This is a genomic window from Stenotrophomonas bentonitica (genome assembly GCF_013185915.1).
GTDB lineage: Bacteria > Pseudomonadota > Gammaproteobacteria > Xanthomonadales > Xanthomonadaceae > Stenotrophomonas > Stenotrophomonas bentonitica.
Map to the genome: position 1 here is coordinate 487,224 of NZ_JAAZUH010000001.1, position 18,097 is coordinate 505,320.

Annotated in this window: 15 protein-coding genes; 8 read left to right on the forward strand and 7 right to left on the reverse strand. The window is 69.5% G+C overall.

Annotated elements, in window-relative coordinates; translation table 11 throughout:
* Window position 1 precedes the first annotated feature (1 nt).
* Genes HGB51_RS02115 through HGB51_RS02125 form a run of 3 tightly spaced genes read left to right on the forward strand, consistent with a single transcriptional unit; the run spans window position 2 to window position 3,358 of the window.
* A complete protein-coding gene (locus HGB51_RS02115) occupies window positions 2-2,131 on the forward strand; it encodes a DUF802 domain-containing protein (protein WP_070206607.1) in 2,130 nt (709 codons plus the stop codon).
* Entirely contained in the window at window positions 2,128-2,775 is a 648-nt protein-coding gene (locus HGB51_RS02120) for an OmpA family protein (RefSeq protein WP_070206606.1), read from the forward strand. Before HGB51_RS02115 ends, HGB51_RS02120 begins: the two co-directional genes overlap by 4 nt.
* A complete protein-coding gene (locus HGB51_RS02125; RefSeq protein ID WP_070206605.1) occupies window positions 2,765-3,358 on the forward strand; it encodes a DUF2894 domain-containing protein in 594 nt (197 codons plus the stop codon). The genes HGB51_RS02120 and HGB51_RS02125 overlap by 11 nt, the downstream gene beginning before the upstream one ends.
* Here HGB51_RS02125 and HGB51_RS02130 read toward each other — a convergent pair.
* The 7 genes from HGB51_RS02130 to HGB51_RS02160 are packed head-to-tail and all read right to left on the reverse strand — an operon-like array spanning window position 3,355 to window position 13,005.
* Complete coding sequence (locus HGB51_RS02130; protein ID WP_070206604.1) at window positions 3,355-4,116, reverse strand: 2,3-dihydro-2,3-dihydroxybenzoate dehydrogenase; 762 nt, start codon at window positions 4,114-4,116, stop codon at window positions 3,355-3,357. The genes HGB51_RS02125 and HGB51_RS02130 overlap by 4 nt on opposite strands.
* Window positions 4,113-8,042, reverse strand: a complete 3,930-nt coding sequence (locus HGB51_RS02135; RefSeq protein ID WP_084738824.1) for a non-ribosomal peptide synthetase — start codon at window positions 8,040-8,042, stop codon at window positions 4,113-4,115. Before HGB51_RS02135 ends, HGB51_RS02130 begins: the two co-directional genes overlap by 4 nt.
* A gap of 20 nt (window positions 8,043-8,062) precedes the next feature.
* Window positions 8,063-8,332 (reverse strand): phosphopantetheine-binding protein, encoded by a 270-nt coding sequence (locus HGB51_RS02140; protein WP_070206602.1) that lies wholly within the window; start codon window positions 8,330-8,332, stop codon window positions 8,063-8,065.
* Window positions 8,329-8,964, reverse strand: coding sequence for an isochorismatase family protein (locus HGB51_RS02145; protein ID WP_070206601.1), 636 nt, complete (start codon window positions 8,962-8,964; stop codon window positions 8,329-8,331). The genes HGB51_RS02140 and HGB51_RS02145 overlap by 4 nt, the downstream gene beginning before the upstream one ends.
* The gene (locus HGB51_RS02150) at window positions 8,964-10,616 is read right to left on the reverse strand and encodes a (2,3-dihydroxybenzoyl)adenylate synthase (RefSeq protein ID WP_070206600.1); all 1,653 of its coding nucleotides are present in this window, start codon (window positions 10,614-10,616) and stop codon (window positions 8,964-8,966) included. The genes HGB51_RS02145 and HGB51_RS02150 overlap by 1 nt, the downstream gene beginning before the upstream one ends.
* Window positions 10,616-11,806, reverse strand: a complete 1,191-nt coding sequence (locus HGB51_RS02155) for an isochorismate synthase (protein ID WP_070206599.1) — start codon at window positions 11,804-11,806, stop codon at window positions 10,616-10,618. The genes HGB51_RS02150 and HGB51_RS02155 overlap by 1 nt, the downstream gene beginning before the upstream one ends.
* Entirely contained in the window at window positions 11,803-13,005 is a 1,203-nt protein-coding gene (locus HGB51_RS02160; protein WP_070206598.1) for an MFS transporter, read from the reverse strand. Before HGB51_RS02160 ends, HGB51_RS02155 begins: the two co-directional genes overlap by 4 nt.
* A 195-nt stretch (window positions 13,006-13,200) precedes the next feature.
* Between HGB51_RS02160 and atpC the strand changes: the two genes are divergently transcribed.
* From atpC to HGB51_RS02185, 5 genes are all read left to right on the forward strand, one after another.
* A complete protein-coding gene (gene atpC, locus HGB51_RS02165; protein ID WP_070206597.1) occupies window positions 13,201-13,647 on the forward strand; it encodes an ATP synthase F1 subunit epsilon in 447 nt (148 codons plus the stop codon).
* Window positions 13,648-13,814: 167 nt separating this feature from the next.
* A complete protein-coding gene (locus HGB51_RS02170) occupies window positions 13,815-16,187 on the forward strand; it encodes a ribonucleoside-diphosphate reductase subunit alpha (protein WP_084738821.1) in 2,373 nt (790 codons plus the stop codon).
* A gap of 70 nt (window positions 16,188-16,257) precedes the next feature.
* Window positions 16,258-17,298, forward strand: a complete 1,041-nt coding sequence (locus HGB51_RS02175) for a ribonucleotide-diphosphate reductase subunit beta (protein ID WP_070206596.1) — start codon at window positions 16,258-16,260, stop codon at window positions 17,296-17,298.
* 10 nt (window positions 17,299-17,308) lie between these two features.
* Window positions 17,309-17,764: a flavodoxin gene (locus HGB51_RS02180; protein WP_070206595.1), complete on the forward strand. Its 456-nt coding sequence runs from the start codon at window positions 17,309-17,311 to the stop codon at window positions 17,762-17,764.
* Entirely contained in the window at window positions 17,764-18,090 is a 327-nt protein-coding gene (locus tag HGB51_RS02185) for a thioredoxin family protein (protein ID WP_070206594.1), read from the forward strand. The genes HGB51_RS02180 and HGB51_RS02185 overlap by 1 nt, the downstream gene beginning before the upstream one ends.
* The last annotated feature ends 7 nt before the right edge of the window (window positions 18,091-18,097 follow it).

Here is an 18,097-nt window from a genome sequence, read left to right on the forward strand (position 1 = left end):
CATGTTCAGAACTCCTCTTTACGTTGTTGTTTTCCTCGCCGGCCTGCTGGCGGTGGGCTGGATCGGCGCCGGGTACGTCGGCAGCAACCTGGTCGGCGTCGCCGTCGCCTTGGTGATCGCCGCCTGCTACTGCGCCGGTGCGCTGGAACTGCACCGCTACCGGCAGGGCACTGCCGGGCTGGCCCAGGCCGTAACCGACGCCGCCGAGGCGCCGTCCAGCCTGGGCGAATGGCTGGCCAAGGTGCCCGATGCGCTGCGCAATGCGGTGCGGCTGCGCGTGGAAGGCGAGCGCGTCGCGCTGCCCGCGCCGGTGCTGACCCCGTACCTGGTCGGCCTGCTGGTGCTGCTGGGCATGCTCGGCACCCTGCTCGGCATGATGGCGACCCTGCGCGGCACCGGCCTGGCACTCGGCAGCGCGACCGACCTGCAGGCCATCCGTGGCTCGCTGGGCGCGCCGGTGGAAGGCCTGGCCGTGGCATTCGGCACCTCGATTGCCGGTGTGGCGACCTCGGCCATGCTCGGCCTGCTGGCCGCGCTGTGCCGGCGCGAACGCCTGCAGGTGGTGCAGCAGCTGGACACCCGCATCGCCACCACCCTGCACGTGCATTCGCAGGCCTGGCAGCGTGCCGAAGCCTACCGCCTGCTGCAGGCCCAGGCCGGGCTGATGCCGGCACTGGTGGATCGCCTGGAAGCAATGAGCGCCGCAATCGAACAGCAGAGTGGCGCGGCCGGCGAGCGCCTGGCCAGCAGCCAGGACAGCTTCCACGCCCGTGCCGAGGCCGCGCATGAGCGGCTCGCCGCATCGGTACAGCAGGCACTGGAGGCCAGCGTCGCGCAGAGTGCGCGCGCGGTCGGCGACGCACTGCAGCCGATCATGGCGGAGACCATGGCCGGCATCGCGCAGCAGACCACCGCCCTGCAGGGCACCGTCGGCGATGCCGTGCGCGCGCAGCTCGATGGCCTGGCCACGGGCTTCGAGACCAGCCGCGCCGCCACTGACGCGACCTGGAACGCTGCGCTCGACGCTCAGCGCCAGGCCCACGACACCCTGTCGGCCGACCTGCGCGCGACCCTGGCCACGCTCAACGAGGCGCACGACCAGCGCGCCGTACAGCTGCTGGAAACGCTGGCCGCCCGCCTCGACGCCAGCGCCGACGCCGTCGCCGCACGCCTGGATGCCACCGCCACGCAGTGGAACGACGCACAGGCCGTGCAGCAGCAGACCCACGCCACGCTGATTGCCCAGCTCGACGTTGCGCTGGGCCGTTTCAGCGAGGTCCACACCGAGCGCGCCACGGCGCTGGTGGAAACACTGGCGGACAGCCTGCAGGCGTCGCACAGCGGCCTGCAGGAGCGCCTGGAAGCGCGCGATACGCAGCGCCTGGATACCTGGCGTGATGCGTTCGCGCAGCTGTCCTCGCAGCTCGGCCAGCAGTGGGCCGACAACGGCGCGCAGGTCGCGGCCAGCCAGCAGGCCGTGTGCGAGACGCTGTCGCGCACCGCGCATGAGATCGGCACCCAGGCGCAGGCTCATGCCGCCGAGACCATCAGCGAAATCTCGCGCCTGGTCACGCTGGCCTCCGAAGCACCGAAGGCCGCCGCCGAAGTGGTCGCCGAGCTGCGCCAGAAACTCTCCGACAGCATGGTCCGGGACACCGCGATGCTGGACGAACGCACCCGCTTGCTGGGCACGCTGGAAACCCTGCTGGACGCGGTCAACCACGCCTCCACCGAACAGCGCACCGCGGTGGACGCGCTGGTCAGCACCTCGGCCGAGCTGCTGGAGCGCGTAGGCACGCAGTTCACCACGCATATCGCTGCCGAGACCGGCAAGCTGGAAGACGTGGCCGCGCAGGTCAGCGGCAGCGCGGTGGAAGTGGCCAGCCTGGCCGATGCGTTCGGCACCGCCATGCAGAGCTTCGGCAGCGCCAGCACCGGGCTGGGCGAGCAGCTGCAGCAGGTCGCCGGTGCGCTGGACGCGTCGATGACCCGCAGCGATGAGCAGCTGGCCTACTACGTGACCCAGGCGCGCGAAGTGATCGACCTGAGCGTGCTCTCGCAGCAGCAGATCATCGAAGAACTGCAGCAGCTGGCCGGACGCAGCCGCAGCGCCGGGACCGCCACCGCATGAGCGACGAGATCGAGCTGGAGAACGAAACCGGCGCACCGATCTGGGCCGCCTTCGGCGACCTGATGTCGGTGCTGCTGGGTGCGTTCGTGCTGATCCTGGTCGGCGTGGTCGCATTGCAGCTGGAGCTTTCGCACCGGCTGGACCAGGAAGTGGCGCAGCGGGAGGCCGAAGCCAAGCGCCGCCAGACCCTGGAACAGGCGCTGGCCGCACCGCTCGCGGCCGGCCGGGTGACCCTGGTGGATGGACGCATCGGCATCCGCGGCAGCGTGCTGTTCGCGCTCAACTCCGACCAGTTGCAGCCGGAAGGCCGCGAACTGCTGCGCAGCCTGGCTGCGCCGCTCAGCGGCTACCTGGCCTCGCGCGAGGAAATCCTGATGGTCAGCGGCTTCACCGATGACCAGCCGGTGCGCAACAGCAACCGGCAATTCGCGGACAACTGGGAGTTGTCCGCCGAGCGCGCGTTGACCGTGACCCGCACCCTGATCGCCGAAGGCGTGCCGGCCGGCTCGGTGTTCGCCGCCGCGTTCGGCGCCGAGCAGCCGGTGGGTTCGAATGCCGACGAGGAAGGCCGCGCGCGCAACCGCCGCGTGGAGATGGCACCGATGCCGCGCCTGAAGCCAAGCGTCGCAGGCGATGGACGGTAACCGCTCCGCCGTCACCGATCGCCTCGCCGGATGGCGGGCACAGCACCTGGATCGCGTGGATCCGGTGCAGTTTGCGTTCCTGGAAGCGCTGCAGCGGCGCAGCCAGGCCACACAGGGCGCGCTGCGCCGCACGCTGGATGCACGCCTTGAAACCCTGCTGGAGGCATACGCCAGCCGGCTTGCGGCACGCCCCGCTGCCCCCGCGACCGCCGAGACCGCCTCACCGCTGAAAGTGCTGGCTGCCCTCGGTACACCGCGCGCAAGCCACAACCCGGACTACCCGGCACTGCCTGCACTGGCGCAGTTCCGCACCCAGTGGGCGCAGCTGCGTACCGCCAGCCAGGTCCGGCAGACCCTGGCGCAGACCCCCAGCGACGGCGGTCCGTTGAATTCCAGCGTGCTGGTGCACCGTGCCATCGGCTGGATGGGCGAAGTCTCGCCTGCGTATCTGGAACACTTCCTGGCCTACGTGGACAACCTGGCCTGGCTGGAACAGATGCAGCAGCGCGGCACCCTGCCCAGCCGCGACAGCGCGCCCGGCCGCGCACCGGCCAAGCCACGCCGCGCCCGCACCGCGCGCTAGCCGCGCAGGGTCGCGCCCCCGTCCACGTACAGGTCGCTCATCGCGATGTGGCCGGCCTGGTCGGAGAGCAGGAACATCACCGCCTGCGCGATGTCGCCTGGCGTAGCCAGTTTGCGCAGTGGAATGCCGGCCTTGTAGGTCTCCGGAGTGCCGTCGATGACGCGCTGCGCGCCGTTGTCGTCGGTCCACATGCCGGTCTGCATCGGGGTCAGGGTCGAACCCGGCGCCACGATATTGCAGCGGATGCCATGCGGCGCCAGCTCCAGTCCAAGGCAGCGGGTGAACATGGTCGCGGCCGCCTTGGACGCCGCATACGCGGCCATGCCATGCCGCGGCACACCGGCCGCATTCGAGCTGACCGTGACGATGGCGCCGTGCCCGCGCGGCGTCATCACGCGTGCCAGGGCGCGGCCGAGATGGAACACGCCATCGGCGTTGACCGCGAATACGCGGCGCCACTGCGCATCGTCGATCCCCACCACCTCACCCACCTGCAGCACGCCCGCCACGCTGATGCCGAAGCCGATCGGTCCAAGCGTGGCCTCCACCTCGGTGACCAGGGCGTCCACCGCCGCCGCGTCAGCGACATCCAGCAACCGTGCATGCAGGCGGGGATGTGCAGGCAACGCGGGCGCGAGCAGGTCGCTGGCGACGACCACGCAGCCGCTCTCCAGCAGGTGCTGCACCAGCGCGTTGCCAATGCCGCCGCCCGCACCGGTAACCAGTGCCAGGGTGCCGTCGAATCCAGTGAGCTTCATGTTTTTTGGTCCTGTTGGAGAACGTCCCAGTGCTGCAGTCGCGCCGACAACCACGGCGCCAGCTGCGCCACCGCCTCATGCCCGGTGAGTTCGGCATGCAGGAACGGCAGTGGCAGCGCTTCGACCCGAGCGGCATGGGCCTGCCACAGTGCGGACTGCAGGTGCGGACGCTGCACATGGTCGTTGCCGGCGCGCACGTGCACCAGGGTGCCGTTGTAATGGCGGTGGTGATGCTCGCGGATCAGGCGATTGGTGCCGGTCACCGCGCGCACCACGCCGTCGAGCACCGGTTCGGGCAGGTTGCCCAAGGCACTGTCGCCGTGGCGCAGGAAGGCGACGATGCGTTCGCGGCTGTCCAGCTCGGGGTGCTGCTCCGGATCGTGCCCGGCAATGGCCAACAGGGCACGCAACGCGGCCACCGCGTCCGGTTCTGGCTCGGCCCGCCAGCACTCGCTGGGATACGCGTCCAGCAGCACCAGTGCGCCGGCCTCGCGACCGTGCGCCTGCAGGTGCACGGCGATGGCCTGGGCGATGATGCCCCCGACCGACCACCCAAGCAGGTGCACCGGGCCCTGCGGATGCAGCGCGGCGATCCGCGACGCATAGTCGGCAGCCAGCGCTTCAATGCTGTCCGGCAGGGGCGCGGTTGCATCGAGCGCGGGCGACTGCAGCCCGTGCACGTCGCGCCCGGGGCCCAGCGCCCGCGCCAGCGTGCGGTAGTTCCACGCAATGCCCCCGGCGGGATGAATCACGAACAAGGGCGCCCTGCCCGGCTCGCCGCGCGCCAGCACCAGCGTCGGTCCCAGCCCATGGTCGGTGTCCTGCGCCGCAGCGTCCAGGTGCGCGGCCAGTCCGGCCACCGTCGGTGTGGCGAAGATCGCGCCCAGACCGGGATCGCGCTGCCAGCGCTGCTGGATCGCCAGCAGCAGGTGCACCGCGCTCAGCGAGTCGCCGCCGAGTGCGAAGAAATCGGCATCGGCCGGCACCGGCGCAGGCAGCCCCAGCGCCTGCTGGAACAGCGTGGCCAGCACGTGTTCGGTGGGCGACCCGGCGGTGCGTCCTGCGCCCTCGGCCACCTCCGGCAACGGCAATGCATTGCGGTCCAGCTTGCCGTTCGAGGTCACCGGCCACTCCGATACGACCATGATGGGCGACGGCACCATGTAATCCGGCAACTGGGCGCGCGCCGCAGCCTGCACTGCAGCGGCATCCACGTCGACGCCGGACACGTACGCAAGCAGTCGTGCCGGCATGCCGTCCGGCGCATGCAGCAGCACTTCGGCGCGCGCCACGCCCGGTGCGCTGCGCAGGGCCGCTTCGATCTCGCCCAGTTCAATGCGCAGTCCGCGCAGCTTCACCTGATGATCGCTGCGCCCCAGGTACTCCAGCGCGCCATCCTCGCGCCAGCGCGCACGGTCGCCACTGCGGTACAGGCGCCCGCCGGGCAGGTGCGGGTTGGCCAGGAAGCGTTCGGCGGTCAGGTCATCGCGGCCGAGGTACCCCCGCGCCAGCTGCACCCCGCCCAGGTACAGGTCACCCGCCACGCCGGCCGGCAACGGCCGCAGCCGCGCGTCCAGCACGTACAGCTGGGTGTTCCAGACCGGGTAGCCGATCGGCACCGGGTCGGAGCGGTCCTCGCGGCTGGCCGGCCAGAAACTCACGTCCACGGCGGCCTCGGTGGGTCCGTACAGGTTGTGCAGCTCTGCATCGACGCGGGCGTGGAAACGGTCGCGCAGACCGGCGTCCAGCGCTTCGCCACTGGTAAATACCTGCTGCAGCGGCAGTGCATCCAGGTCGGGCACGGCCAGCCATGCGTCCAGCATCGACGGCACGAAATGCAGGATCGAAATGCGTTCGTCGCGGATCAGCCGGGTCAGCGCCTGCGGGTCGCGATGCATCCACGGCGGCGCGATCACCAGGGAGGCCCCACTGACCAGCGGCAGGAAGAATTCCCAGACCGACACATCGAAAGTGGCCGGGGTCTTCTGCAGCACGCGCGCCTGCGCATCCACGGCGTAGTGGCAGCGCATCCATTCCAGCCGGTTGACGATCGCCCGATGCTCGACCAGCACCCCCTTGGGCTCGCCGGTCGACCCGGAGGTGTAGATCAGGTAGGCGGCATCGTCGGGCTGGACCGTATCGGGCAGCGCAGCCTTGCTGTCGGTGTGCCACTGCGCCGGCGACAGCACGCTGTACCCCTCGAAGCGCGCGGCATCGGCTGACTCGACCAGCACGCACTGCGGCGCCGCCGAGTCCAGGATGCGGCGCAGGCGTGCGTCGGGGTGTTCCAGGTCTACCGGCAGGTACGCGCCCCCTGCGCGCAGCACTGCCACCAGCGCGACCAGCAGCGACAGCGAGCGCGGCAGTGCCACCACCACGCGCGACTCGCGGCCTACTCCGAGCGCCTGCAGCTGCAACGCCAGGGCGCGGCTGCGCCGCTCCAGCGCGGCGAAGGTGAGCGACTCGCCTTCGAACACCAGTGCCGTGGCGTCCGGCGTGGCTGCCATGCGTGCCAGCAGCAGCGCCACCAGCGAGACGTCCGGCACCGCGTGCCCAGTGGCGTTGACCTCGTGCACCCAGCGATGCTCCTCCGCGGGCGTGCACAACGCGACCTCGCCCAGCGTTCCCCCACGCGCCTGTACCTCCAGCGCGGCCGACACGAAATGCAGCAGGCGCTCGGCATGCTGCGGCAGTTCCGCCGCCGCGTGCCGCGCCGGATTGGCTTCGACCTCCAGCACCAGCGCGCTGACTGCATCGCCGCGGAAGCCGAGGGTGATGTCGTCCACCGGCCCGGTGCACAGCACCTCCAGCTGCGCGGTGACCCCCTGCCACGGCAGCGGCCGGTAGAACGGCTGCACATTTACAAGCGGCCCATGCAGGCGATGCTGAAGGCCGACCCAGCCCAGGTCGCGGCGCAGCTGCTCGCCGCGATAGCGGCCGTGCCGCCGCCCCCTCACCAGCGAGCGCGCGGTGTCGCGCACGCTGGCGTCGATCCGGTCGTCGTCGCGTGCCCCGACGCGCAGGGGCAGCACGTTCATCACCATCGCCGGCACCCGCGCCGAGGCGCTGCCGAGCCGGCCCATGAACGGCACCCCCACCATCACCTCCTCGGCCGCGCTGTACCGTCGGCAGTATTCCGCCGTCAACGCGGTGAGCAGGTCCGGCCACGGCTGCCCGATCGCCTGCGCCGCGCTGAGCAGCCGCTCGCGCAGCGCGGCGTCCACCGGCCGGGTGAAGCGGTGCGCGTCGGCCGCCGCGGCGGCCGTGCCGCCGCCCAGCCCTTCGGCCGGCGTCGCCCCTTGCAGGTAGGCGTGCCAGTGCGCGGCATCGCGCTCGCGCCGGTCATCGGCCTGGTACTGCGCGTCTTCGTCCAGGACCGGCCGCAGCGGTTGCAGCGGTTCGCTGTCGCCGCCGTTGTACAGCGCGCAGACCCGTGCACTGAACAACGCCATGCCATAACCGTCCGTCGCCAGGTGGTGCACCCGCACGTACCAGGCCACGCGCTGCGGCCCCAGTACATACAGGCGTTGCCGGGCGAGCCGGTCACGCGCGGGGTCGACCGGACGCAGGCGCTCGGCCTGCATCGCATCGCGTACCGCCTGCTCCGGATCAGCGGCGGTGGACACGTCCACCACCTGCAACAGCGGCACGTGCGCGGGATCCAGCCATTGCCACGGCACGCCTTCCGCGTCGGCTGCCATGCGCAGCCGCAGCGCTTCCGCCTCGGCCGCCGCCGTGTCCGCCGCAGCCGTGAAGCGGGCCAGGTCCAGCCCACCCTCGAACCAGATCGCGTGCGCGGTGTTGAAGGCCGCAGCCGCCGCCCCGAAACGCCGGGAGCTGCCCGGCGGCGCCTCCAGCACCCGCTGCGCGAACCACAACCCGCGCTGCGCCTCGCTCAACGGCCAGCGCAGGGCGTCCGCCGGAATCCCGCTGGCCGCGTCCCCGCTCATGCGTCCACGCGGGCCCGCGCCTGCAACAGCTGCACCACCTGCCACCAGCCGCCCAGGGTAGTGTGTTCGGCCAGATGGCCAAATTCCAGTGCAATGCCAGTCTTGCCCCAGGCCAGCACCAGCCCGAGCACGCGCATCGAATCCAGCCCCAGGTCCATCAGGTGGTCGTCGTCGCCCACCGCTTCGGGCGGCTCACCCAGCAGGTCGGCGACATCGGCGCGCATGCGCTCCAGGGTGAGCGGCGCGAGGGCCAGGGAATCGGTCATGCGAGCGTCTCCAGCAGCTGGTCGGTGGTCATCGGTACGCCGCAGGTGCGCGCGATCCAGCGAAGCGCCTGGTCGTGGTCGTCGCGCGAGAAGTCGGCCACCGCGTCTGCCGCGATGAAGGCTTCGATGTCGCGCTGGAACGCCTCGGCCACGGTGGCGGTGCAGCCGATGTGCGCGTACACGCCGGTGACCAGCAGCTGGTCGCGGCCGCGCACGCGCATCAGGGTTTCAAGGTTGCTGCGCTGGAACGCGCTGTAGCGGTGCTTGACCAGCACATGGTCGCCGTCCGCCGGCGCCAGCGCATCGATGATCGTTTCGTGCTCGGCGGTGGCGTGCATGCCCGGGCCCCACAGGTCGGCCTGCAGCCCGCGGTCGCGCCGGTCCTGGTGGCCGCGCTGGGCGGTGTAGAACACCGGAATCCCGCGTGCGCGGCAGTGCGCGATCAACCGCGCGATGTTGGCCACGGCCGGCGCCAGCGGCGCGCTGTCGGCACCGAAGGCGGCGAGGAAGTAGCGCTGCATGTCGTGCACCAGCAGCGCCAGGCGCGCCGTCTCCGGCCGCCACGGCCCGCGCGGCGGCGGCAGCTCGGCGGCGGTGGGCAACGCGTAATCGGTAATGCGGGGCAACGCCATCAGCGCGTCTCTCCTGTCTGTGCAATGTGGTGGGCGCGCAGCTGGGCGCGCAGTTCGCGGCGGCTGACCTTGCCTACTGCGGTAGTACCGAAGGCGTCGACGAACACCACCTGGTCGGGCACCTTGAAGGCGGCCAGGCCGCGCCCGCGCACCCAGGCCTTCAGGCTGGCCGCGCTGGGGCGCTCGCCCCGCGCAATCACGAACGCGCAGCTGCGCTCGCCCAGGTACGGGTCGGGCATCGAGACCACCGCGGCATCGAACACGCCGGCGTGCGCCAGCAGGTGGTCTTCGATCTCCTCGGCGGAGATCTTCTCGCCGGCGCGGTTGATGTGGTCACCGGCGCGGCCCTGCACCACCAGATAGCCACCGGGCAGCTGCTGCACCATGTCGCCGGTGCGGTAGTAGCCGTCCTCGGTGAAGGAACGCGCATTGGCGCCGGGGTCGTTGTGGTAACTGCGGATCGTGTACGGACCCCGCGTGAGCAGGTGCCCGACCTCGCCCGGCGCGACCGGGTGGCCGTGGTCGTCCACCACCAGCACCTCGTCGTCCGGCGAGATCGGGCGGCCCTGGGTGCCGAGCACGCAATCCAGCGGATCATGCAGGCGGGTGTAGTTGACCAGGCCCTCGGCCATGCCGAACACCTGCTGCAGCTGGCAGCCGAGTCCGTCGATCACCCGGCGCGCGGCCTCCGGCACCAGCTTGGCGCCGCCGACCTGCACCACCTGCAGGCTGGAAAGGTCATGCGCGGTGCTGGCCGCAGCCTGCGCCCACAGCAGGGCGAGAGGTGGCACCAGGCCGACGCAGGTAACCCGCTCGCGCGCGATCAGCGGGAAGGCCGTGTCCGGCCCGGCGCCTGCGCTGAGCACCACGCGCGCGCCGGCGTAGAGCGCGCCGAAGAAACCCGGCGAACTCATCGGGAAATTGTGCGCGGCCGGCAAGGCGACCAGGTACACGCTGTCGCGGGTGATCCCGCAGATCGCGTTGCTGGCGCGGAACGAGTAGAGATAATCGTCGTGGGTGCGCGGAATCAGCTTGGACAGCCCGGTGCTGCCACCGGACAACTGCAGGAACGCGACCGCCTGCGGGTCCGGGTCGGGCGGCAGGCGCGCAGTGTCGCCCTGCAGCGCCTCGACCGCGGTGAACTCGGCGGCATCGCCCACCACCAGCACGTGGCGCAGCGCGGGAATCGCGGCCTGCAGCTCGCGCGCCAGCAGGCGGTAATCGAAGCCTTCGTACTGTGCGGTGGTGATGTAGGCGTTGGCCTCGGCGTTGCGCAGCACGTGCGCCACTTCGGTGAAGCGGTGGGCGGGCAGCGCATACACAGGCACCAGCCCGGCGCGGAACAGGCCGCAGACCACGGTCACGAATTCCACCGTATTGCCCAGCTGCACCACCACCCGATCGCCGGGCTGCAGGCCGTGGGCGAGCAGGCCGGCGCCGATGCGCCCGGCCTCGTCCCACAGCTGCGCATAGCTCAGCCGACGCTCGCCGCCGACCACGGCGATGTCATCCGCGTACTGCTTCGCGCGCTCGCGCAGGAAGCCGGGAAAGGTTTCGCCGCGCCAGTACCCGGCGGCGCGATAGCGGGCGACCAGCCCGGCCGGCCAGGCCTGGCGCAGGGGAACGCGGGCGGCAACTACGGGAACAGCCATCAGCAACTCCAGGAATCAGTCGACAAGGCACCGTCCGCGCCAAGCGCGGCCAGCAGCGCCCCGAATTTCGTCGCGGTCTCGGCCACTTCCCCCGCCGGTGCGGAACCGGCCACGATGCCGGCACCGGCGTGGATGCAGGCCTGCGTGCCCTGCACGCGTGCGCAGCGGATCGCCACGTACCAGTCGCCATCGCCGTTGGCGTCGATCCAGCCGACCGCACCGGCGTAGAACCCGCGCGGCACCGGCTCCAGTTCGTGGATGGCGTCGCGCGCCAGGGTCGGCGGCGTGCCACACACTGCCGGTGTGGGATGCAATGCAGCCAGCAGCGTCGTCACCGGGGTTGCCGGATCACGCAGCGTCGCTTCGATGCGCGTGCCCAGGTGCCACAGCGTGGTGGTGGCATGCAGGGTGGGCTGCGGGGCCGCATCGATTGCGTCGCAATACGGCCGCAGTGCGTCGACGATGGCCTCGACTACGTAGCGGTGCTCATCGTGGTCCTTGGACGACGCCAGCAGCTCACGCGCGGCCCTCGCGTCTTCTTCCGGGTCGGCACGCCGAGCCGCCGAACCGGCCAGCGGGTGCGAGAGCACCTGGCGGCCACGGCGCGACACCAGCCGTTCCGGGCTGGCCCCGACCAGCCATGCCGGGGGCTGTTCCGCAGCGACCGGCAACGGTGCCAGGTAGGTCACCGCGTCCGGGTCGCGGCCGAGCCGCGCGACCAGCGCATGCGGATCGATGTGGGTGTGCGACTGAACGCGCAGGGTGCGTGCGAGGACCACTTTCTGCAGCGGTGCGCCTGGCTGGCGCAGCCTGGACACTGCCGTTGCCACGCTCGCGGCGTACTGCGCGGCAGCGGGTTCGGCATGGATCTCGCCACGAAAGCGCGGGGGCACGGATGCGGGCCCGCCGCTGCCCTGCCCCAGCGACTGCGGCTGGAACAGCGCATCGTGCGCCTGCGGGTCGAAGGGCACCAGCCCGACCAGCAGCGCCGGACCGCGTTGCCGGGCCGCGAAGAACGCGCGCGCGCGCGCCTCCAGCGTTGCGGTGCCGCCAGAGGCAAGCGTTTCGAGGCAGCCACGCGCTTCGAGCGTGCGCCCGGCCACGCGCAGCTGGAAGCGCGTCGCCGTGTCGACCGCCACGTTTTCAGCGCCGGCCTCGACGGTGTCGCATGTGCGCACGGCATCGTTCATGGCGCGCGCCTGCCGTGCAGCATCGCCGCAACCGCGAGAGTTGACAGCACCGCGCCGACCAGCAGGTACGGCACGCTGGGCGCAATCCGGTACAGCAGGGTGCCGACCATCGGGCCGATCACCATGCCCAGCCCCTGCACGCCCGCCACGGCGCCGGCGGCAGCCCCCTGCTCATGCGCTTCCACCGAATCGGCGGCCAGCGCCTGGAAAGACGGAAACACAAAGCCCATACCGAACGCCGCGACCGCATAGGTCGCCAGCAGCTGCCAGGGCAGCGTGACCAGCGCCACCGAACCGAAACCCACCGCCGCGATCAGCGCCCCCAGCGCGATCCAGTGGCGGGGTGGCATGCGCTTGAAGGTCATCACCAGCATCTGCGCCAGGATCAGGCCGACACCCACCGCCGTCAGCGCCAGCCCGGCCATGCGCGCACCGGCGGCCGGGGCCAGCTGCAGGCGGTCGATTGCAAAGAAGCCGACCGTGACCTGCGCGATGGTCACCGAAATCATCGCGGCGAACACGGCCATCATCGGCAGGCGCAGGCGTGGATCGAACCGGCCCAGCGGGGCCTGCGGCCCCTTGCCCGCTGCTGCAGCCGGGGCAGACTTGGGTAGGCGCCATGCAATCACCAGCAGCGCCAGCACCGGCAGCAATGCGGCCACGTACAACGTCAGCGCAAGATCGTGGAAGGCGACCCAGCCGGCCGCTGCGGGCCCGATCACCATGCCCAGCGCATTCGCGCTGCCGAGCTTGGCCATCGCACCGGCGCGTTGGCCCGGCGCGGCTTCATCGGCAACCAGCGCGGCGGCGGTCGGTGGAACGGCGGCATAGAACAAACCGACCAGCGCACGCGTGCCCACCAGCACCAGCACCGACACCCACACCGCCGGCGCCGGCGCCGAGCGCAACGCGGTGTCCACGAACACGGCCATCAGCACATAGATCACTGCATACGCGGCGAGCGCGGTCAGCAATACGCGGCGGCGGCCGATCCGGTCGCTCAGTGCGCCCCAGCGGCGCGCGGAGAGCATCCACAGCACGCCGGCCGCCGTGACCGACAACCCGGCATGCCACTCCGAGAGTCCCAACAGGCGCACCACCGGGCCGATCACGGCCACGAACGCCATCATCGCCATGGTCCCGACCCAGGCCGCGAAGACCAGGGCCGGCAGGCTGGAAACGACAGGGGTTGAACGCATGCACCACCAGAAGCAGACAGGAATGGACACGCACCGCGCAGGGGCGGGCGTTCGATTGAGTCGGCTTCGTCGGTGCGGGCACCGGCGTGGCTATCAGCGTAAATGATAACAGCTCGCATTTGGATTGTGGCGGTCAATCACCCCCGGTTTGCACCCGCCTGTCTAAGCTGCAGACAGTTCCACTGGATGTGTCCCATGGCATCACCTCCCCTGCCCGCGCTGCTGGACGACGCACAGGGCATCGCACTGCAGGTCATCAGCCTGGCCGGCGAGCTGTGGAGCGGTGACGTGCGCGAAGTGAGCGTGCCAGGCAGCAACGGGCGCTTCGGGGTGATGGCACGGCATGCCCCGCTGCTCGGCACGCTGCGCGAAGGCATGGTGTCGGTGTTTCCGCTGAAGGCGGAACCGCCGCTGCACGTGTATGTCACCGGTGGCTACGTGGAAGTGCAGCCCGGCCGGGTGATCGTGATGGCCGACCTCGCGCTGCGCAGCGACGACATCGACCAGGCCCGCGCCCGCGTCGCGCAGGAGGCCGCACGCTCGCCGATGGCGCAGGCGTTCACCGACGAAGACTACGTGCGGCTGCATGCCGAACTGATGCACCAGCGCGCCCTGCAGCTGCGCGGACTGCCCTGGAAGTAGCCGCCGGAAGTGCGGCAATCGGTCATCTCTGTCCGCTCGTCAACACTACATATGATGTTGACGATGAGACAGACCCACACTATGTTGTGTTCATCGGCTCCCCGCTTCCGCCAGGCCCGGTTTCTGTCTCACGACACTCCGAACGGCACAGGGAAGAAGGATTGACGATGCACGATGACCACACCGCAGCCACCACGCTGCTGTCGGACGCGCCGGTTGCAGAGGCCGGCCACGCCCCGCTCTGGATCACCAAGGAAGCCGGCAACCGGCGCATGCCGTTCGACCCGGCGCGACTGGAGCGTGCGCTGCGCAGCGTACACGCGCACTTCCCCGCGCTGGACCTGGCCGACTACCTGCGCGCCGTGCTGGCCCTGATCCAACGGCGCCCCCAGCTCAGCGCCGACGACCTGGTCGACCTGCTGATCCGCGAGGCCGAGTCGCGCATCGACCTTGTCGCCCCGGACTGGGAACACTTCGCCGCGCGCCTCTACCTGCGCCGCCTGTACAAGCGTGCCAGCCGCAACCGCTTCTACGACGCCGCCCTGCGCTACGGCTCCTATGTGGGCCTGCAGGAGAGCCTGGCCGACCGCAACGTCTACTCGATCGACATCCTGAAGGCCTATTCCAAGGAGGAACTGGAGGAAGCCGGGCAGATGATCGAACCGGAGCGCGACCATCTGTTCGCCTACAACGGCCTGTACCTGCTGGCGACGCGCTACCTCGCCACCGACCACTCGCGCGGCGTGTTCGAACTGCCGCAGGAGCGCTGGCTGACCATCGCGCTGTACCTGATGCAGCACGAGCACCTGCAGGGCGACCGCTCGCGCAAGCGCCGCATGGGGCTGGTGCGCGAGGCGTACTGGGCGCTGTCGAACCTGTACATGACCGTGGCCACACCGACCCTGGCCAATGCCGGCAAGGTCGGCGGGCAGCTCTCGTCGTGCTTCATCGACACCGTGGACGACAGCCTGCAGGGTATCTACGACTCCAATACCGACGTGGCGCGGGTGTCCAAGCACGGCGGTGGCGTGGGTGCCTACCTCGGCTATGTGCGCTCGGCCGGCGCGCCGATCCGTGGCGTGGCCAACTCCTCCGGCGGCGTGGTGCCGTGGATCAAACAGCTCAACAACACGGCGGTGAGCGTAGACCAGCTGGGCCAGCGCAAGGGGGCCATCGCGGTGTACCTGGATGTATGGCACCGCGACATCGAGGCCTTCCTCGACCTGCGCCTGAACAACGGCGACCAGCGCCTGCGCGCGCACGATGTGTTCACCTCGGTATGCCTGCCCGACCTGTTCATGGAAGCGGTGGAGCGGCGTGGCGACTGGTACCTGTTCGACCCGCACGAGGTGCACCGGATCAAGGGATGGTACCTGCAGGATTTCCATGACGAAAAGCGCGGCGAAGGCAGTTTCCGCGAGCGCTATGCCGAGGTGGTGGCCGACGAACGGATCAGCCGGCGCACGCTCAAGGCCATCGAACTGTTCAAGCGGATCATGGTCAGCCAGCTGGAAACCGGCAACCCCTTCATGTTCTACCGCGACGAGGTCAACCGGAAGAATCCGAACAAGCATGCCGGCACGGTGTATTCCAGCAACCTGTGCACCGAGATCCTGCAGAACATGAGCCCCACCCGCATGATCCAGGAGATGATCAGCGGCGACCAGATCGTCACCACCCGCCAGGCCGGCGACTTCGTCGTCTGCAACCTGTCGTCGATCAACCTGGGTCGCGCGGTTACTGCGGCGCCGGACCTGCTCTCCACCGATGTGCTGGAGCGGCTGGTGCCGATCCAGGTGCGCATGCTCGACAACGTGATCGACCTCAACCAGCTGCCGGTGCCGCAGGCCACCATCACCAACCGCAAGTACCGCGCGATCGGCCTGGGCACGTTCGGCTGGCACCACCTGCTGGCCCAGCAGCACATCCAGTGGGACAGCGTGCAGGCCGAGGACTACGCCGACAGCCTGTACGAGCGGATCAATTTCCTGTCGATCCAGGCCAGCCTGCAGCTGGCGCAGGAAAAGGGACGGTACAGCGCCTTCGCCGGCAGCGACTGGCAGACCGGCGCTTACTTCCGCGCGCGCGGCTACGACAGCCCGGCCTGGCAGGCACTGGCGGCACAGGTGGCCACGCATGGGTTGCGCAACGGCTGGCTGCTGGCGGTGGCGCCGAACATGAGCACCGCGCAGATCGCCGGTTCCAGCGCGTCGATCGACCCGGTGTATGGCGCGTTCTATTACGAGGAGAAGAAGGACTTCCGCCGCCCGGTGGCTGCACCGGGGCTGTCGCTGGAGACGTACCCGTATTACGAAAAGGGCGCGTACCGGCTGGACCAGTTCGCCAGCATCCGGCAGAACGCGCGACGGCAGCGCCATGTCGACCAATCGATCAGCTTCAACCTGTACGTGCCGAGCACGATCCGCGCGAGCACGCTGCTGGCGCTGCATATGAGCGCTTGGAGGGAGGGTTTGAAAACCACGTACTACGTGCGGTCGAACGACATCGATATCGACGAATGCGAATGGTGTTCGTCCTGACCGTGGTTGTGCAGCCACGCAGGGCGTGGCTCTACCCCCCGCTTTTCATCGAACTCTGGAACAAACCGTCATGGCTACCCCGCTCGACCGCATCAAGATCCTCGAACCGCGCCATCCCAACCGCTCCACCGGGATCATCAATGGCCGCACCAGCGGCATCCTGAACTGGAACGACATTCCCTACCCGTCCTTCTACCGGGCCTACAAGGAACTCTCGACCAACTTCTGGATTCCCGACGAAGTAGACATGAAGGGCGACGCCCGCCAGTACGGCGAGCTCTCCGCGCGCGAGAAAAATGCCTACGATTCCATCATCGGCCTGCTCGCCACGCTCGAATCGCCGCAGACCCGCTTCATCTACAACGTGGCCGAGTACATCACCGACCCCGCCGCGCATGCCAACGCGGCGATCATCGGCCAGCAGGAAGTGATCCACAACGAAAGCTACAGCTACGTGCTGGCCTCCATCGCTGGCCTGGCCGACCAGAACCGGGTGTTCGAACTGGCCCGCACCCACCCGACCATCCTCGCCCGCAACGCGCCGATCATGCAGGCATACGATGACTTCATGCGTGAGAAGACCGCCGAAACCCTGATCCGCTCGCTGATCCAGTCTTCGATCCTGGAAGGCATCAATTTCTATTCCGGGTTCGCCTTCTTCTACAACCTGGTTAGGCAGAACCGCATGACCGGAACCGGCAAGATCATCAGCTTCATCAACCGCGACGAGCTGGCCCACACCAAGTTCATCAGCGAGCTGATCCGCGCCATCGTCGGCGAGAACCAGCAGCTGCAGGGCGATGCGCTCACCGCCTATGTGCACGAGGCGTTCGAGCATGCCATCCAGCTGGAGACGCGCTGGACCGGCGAGGTGCTGGACGGCATCGACGGCATCGACGTGGACGAGATGATCCGCTACGTGAAGTACCGCGCCAACAAGATGGCCGGCATGCTCGGTATCGAACAGCTGTATGGCGACGCCAACGCGAACGTGATGCCGTGGATCAAGGCCTACGCGGACAACTTCACCGAAACCAAGACCGACTTCTTCGAGATGCGCAACGCCAGCTACAAGAAGACCAACTCCGACAATGGTTTCGACGACCTGTAAGGACCTGCCCATGGATGTCCTGGTCTGCTACGCGTCGCTGAGCGGCAATACCCGCGAAGTGGCGCGCCAGGTCTCGGCGCACTGCAGCGCACGCGGTCACCGCGTGCACCTGATGGATGTCGATGACGCGCACGCGGCGGCGACCGCCGCGCAACCGCACGACCGCCTGCTGCTCGGGTGCTGGACCGACAACGCCGGGCGCAACCCGGCCGAGATGAAACGCTTCGTGGCCGCCCTGCACGACATCGCCGGCATTCCCCCTGCAGAGACCGTGGCGGTGTTCGGCACCGGCGAAACCCAGTGGGGACTGGAGTACTACTGCGGCGCCGCGCATCGGCTGGCCCGCCACTTCGGCTCGCCCCACCCCGTGCTGGAAATCGAGCAGATGCCGCATGGCCCGGCCGATACCCGCGCCATCCACCTCTGGACCGACCGCGTCCTGCAACCGATAGGAGTCACTGCCTGATGTTGACCCTGCATGCCGACACCCCCGAGCAGTACCACGCCGCAGTCGCCGACCACCCGGCACTGCTGGTCGACTTCCACAAGGACAACTGCCCCGGCTGCCGGATGCTGGCGATGTCGCTGGCCGCCGTGGCCAGCACGCCGGAGGCGCACGAACTGGTGCTGCTCAAGGTGCGGCTGGAAGCCATTGGCGAAGTGTTCTTCCGCAGCCTCGGCCTGCGCCAGACGCCCACCCTGAGCGTCGTGCGCGACGGCCAGGAAGTACTGCGCCTGCCCGGCTTCCAGTCGCCCGACGCGATCCGCGCCGCGCTGGCGCGCTCGGCCTGAGCGCGGC

Excerpts from the sequence above, each read along its gene's own strand:
- HGB51_RS02160 (WP_070206598.1), bottom strand. The coding sequence starts at position 13,005 with ATGCGTTCAACCCCTGTCGTTTCCAGCCTGCCGGCCCTGGTCTTCGCG.
- HGB51_RS02185 (WP_070206594.1), top strand. The coding sequence starts at position 17,764 with ATGTTGACCCTGCATGCCGACACCCCCGAGCAGTACCACGCCGCAGTC.
- HGB51_RS02170 (WP_084738821.1), top strand. The coding sequence starts at position 13,815 with ATGCACGATGACCACACCGCAGCCACCACGCTGCTGTCGGACGCGCCG.
- HGB51_RS02140 (WP_070206602.1), bottom strand. The coding sequence starts at position 8,332 with ATGACCGATTCCCTGGCCCTCGCGCCGCTCACCCTGGAGCGCATGCGC.
- HGB51_RS02145 (WP_070206601.1), bottom strand. The coding sequence starts at position 8,964 with ATGGCGTTGCCCCGCATTACCGATTACGCGTTGCCCACCGCCGCCGAG.
- HGB51_RS02175 (WP_070206596.1), top strand. The coding sequence starts at position 16,258 with ATGGCTACCCCGCTCGACCGCATCAAGATCCTCGAACCGCGCCATCCC.
- HGB51_RS02155 (WP_070206599.1), bottom strand. The coding sequence starts at position 11,806 with ATGAACGATGCCGTGCGCACATGCGACACCGTCGAGGCCGGCGCTGAA.
- HGB51_RS02120 (WP_070206606.1), top strand. The coding sequence starts at position 2,128 with ATGAGCGACGAGATCGAGCTGGAGAACGAAACCGGCGCACCGATCTGG.
- HGB51_RS02180 (WP_070206595.1), top strand. The coding sequence starts at position 17,309 with ATGGATGTCCTGGTCTGCTACGCGTCGCTGAGCGGCAATACCCGCGAA.
- HGB51_RS02130 (WP_070206604.1), bottom strand. The coding sequence starts at position 4,116 with ATGAAGCTCACTGGATTCGACGGCACCCTGGCACTGGTTACCGGTGCG.
- HGB51_RS02125 (WP_070206605.1), top strand. The coding sequence starts at position 2,765 with ATGGACGGTAACCGCTCCGCCGTCACCGATCGCCTCGCCGGATGGCGG.
- atpC (WP_070206597.1), top strand. The coding sequence starts at position 13,201 with ATGGCATCACCTCCCCTGCCCGCGCTGCTGGACGACGCACAGGGCATC.
- HGB51_RS02150 (WP_070206600.1), bottom strand. The coding sequence starts at position 10,616 with ATGGCTGTTCCCGTAGTTGCCGCCCGCGTTCCCCTGCGCCAGGCCTGG.
- HGB51_RS02115 (WP_070206607.1), top strand. The coding sequence starts at position 2 with ATGTTCAGAACTCCTCTTTACGTTGTTGTTTTCCTCGCCGGCCTGCTG.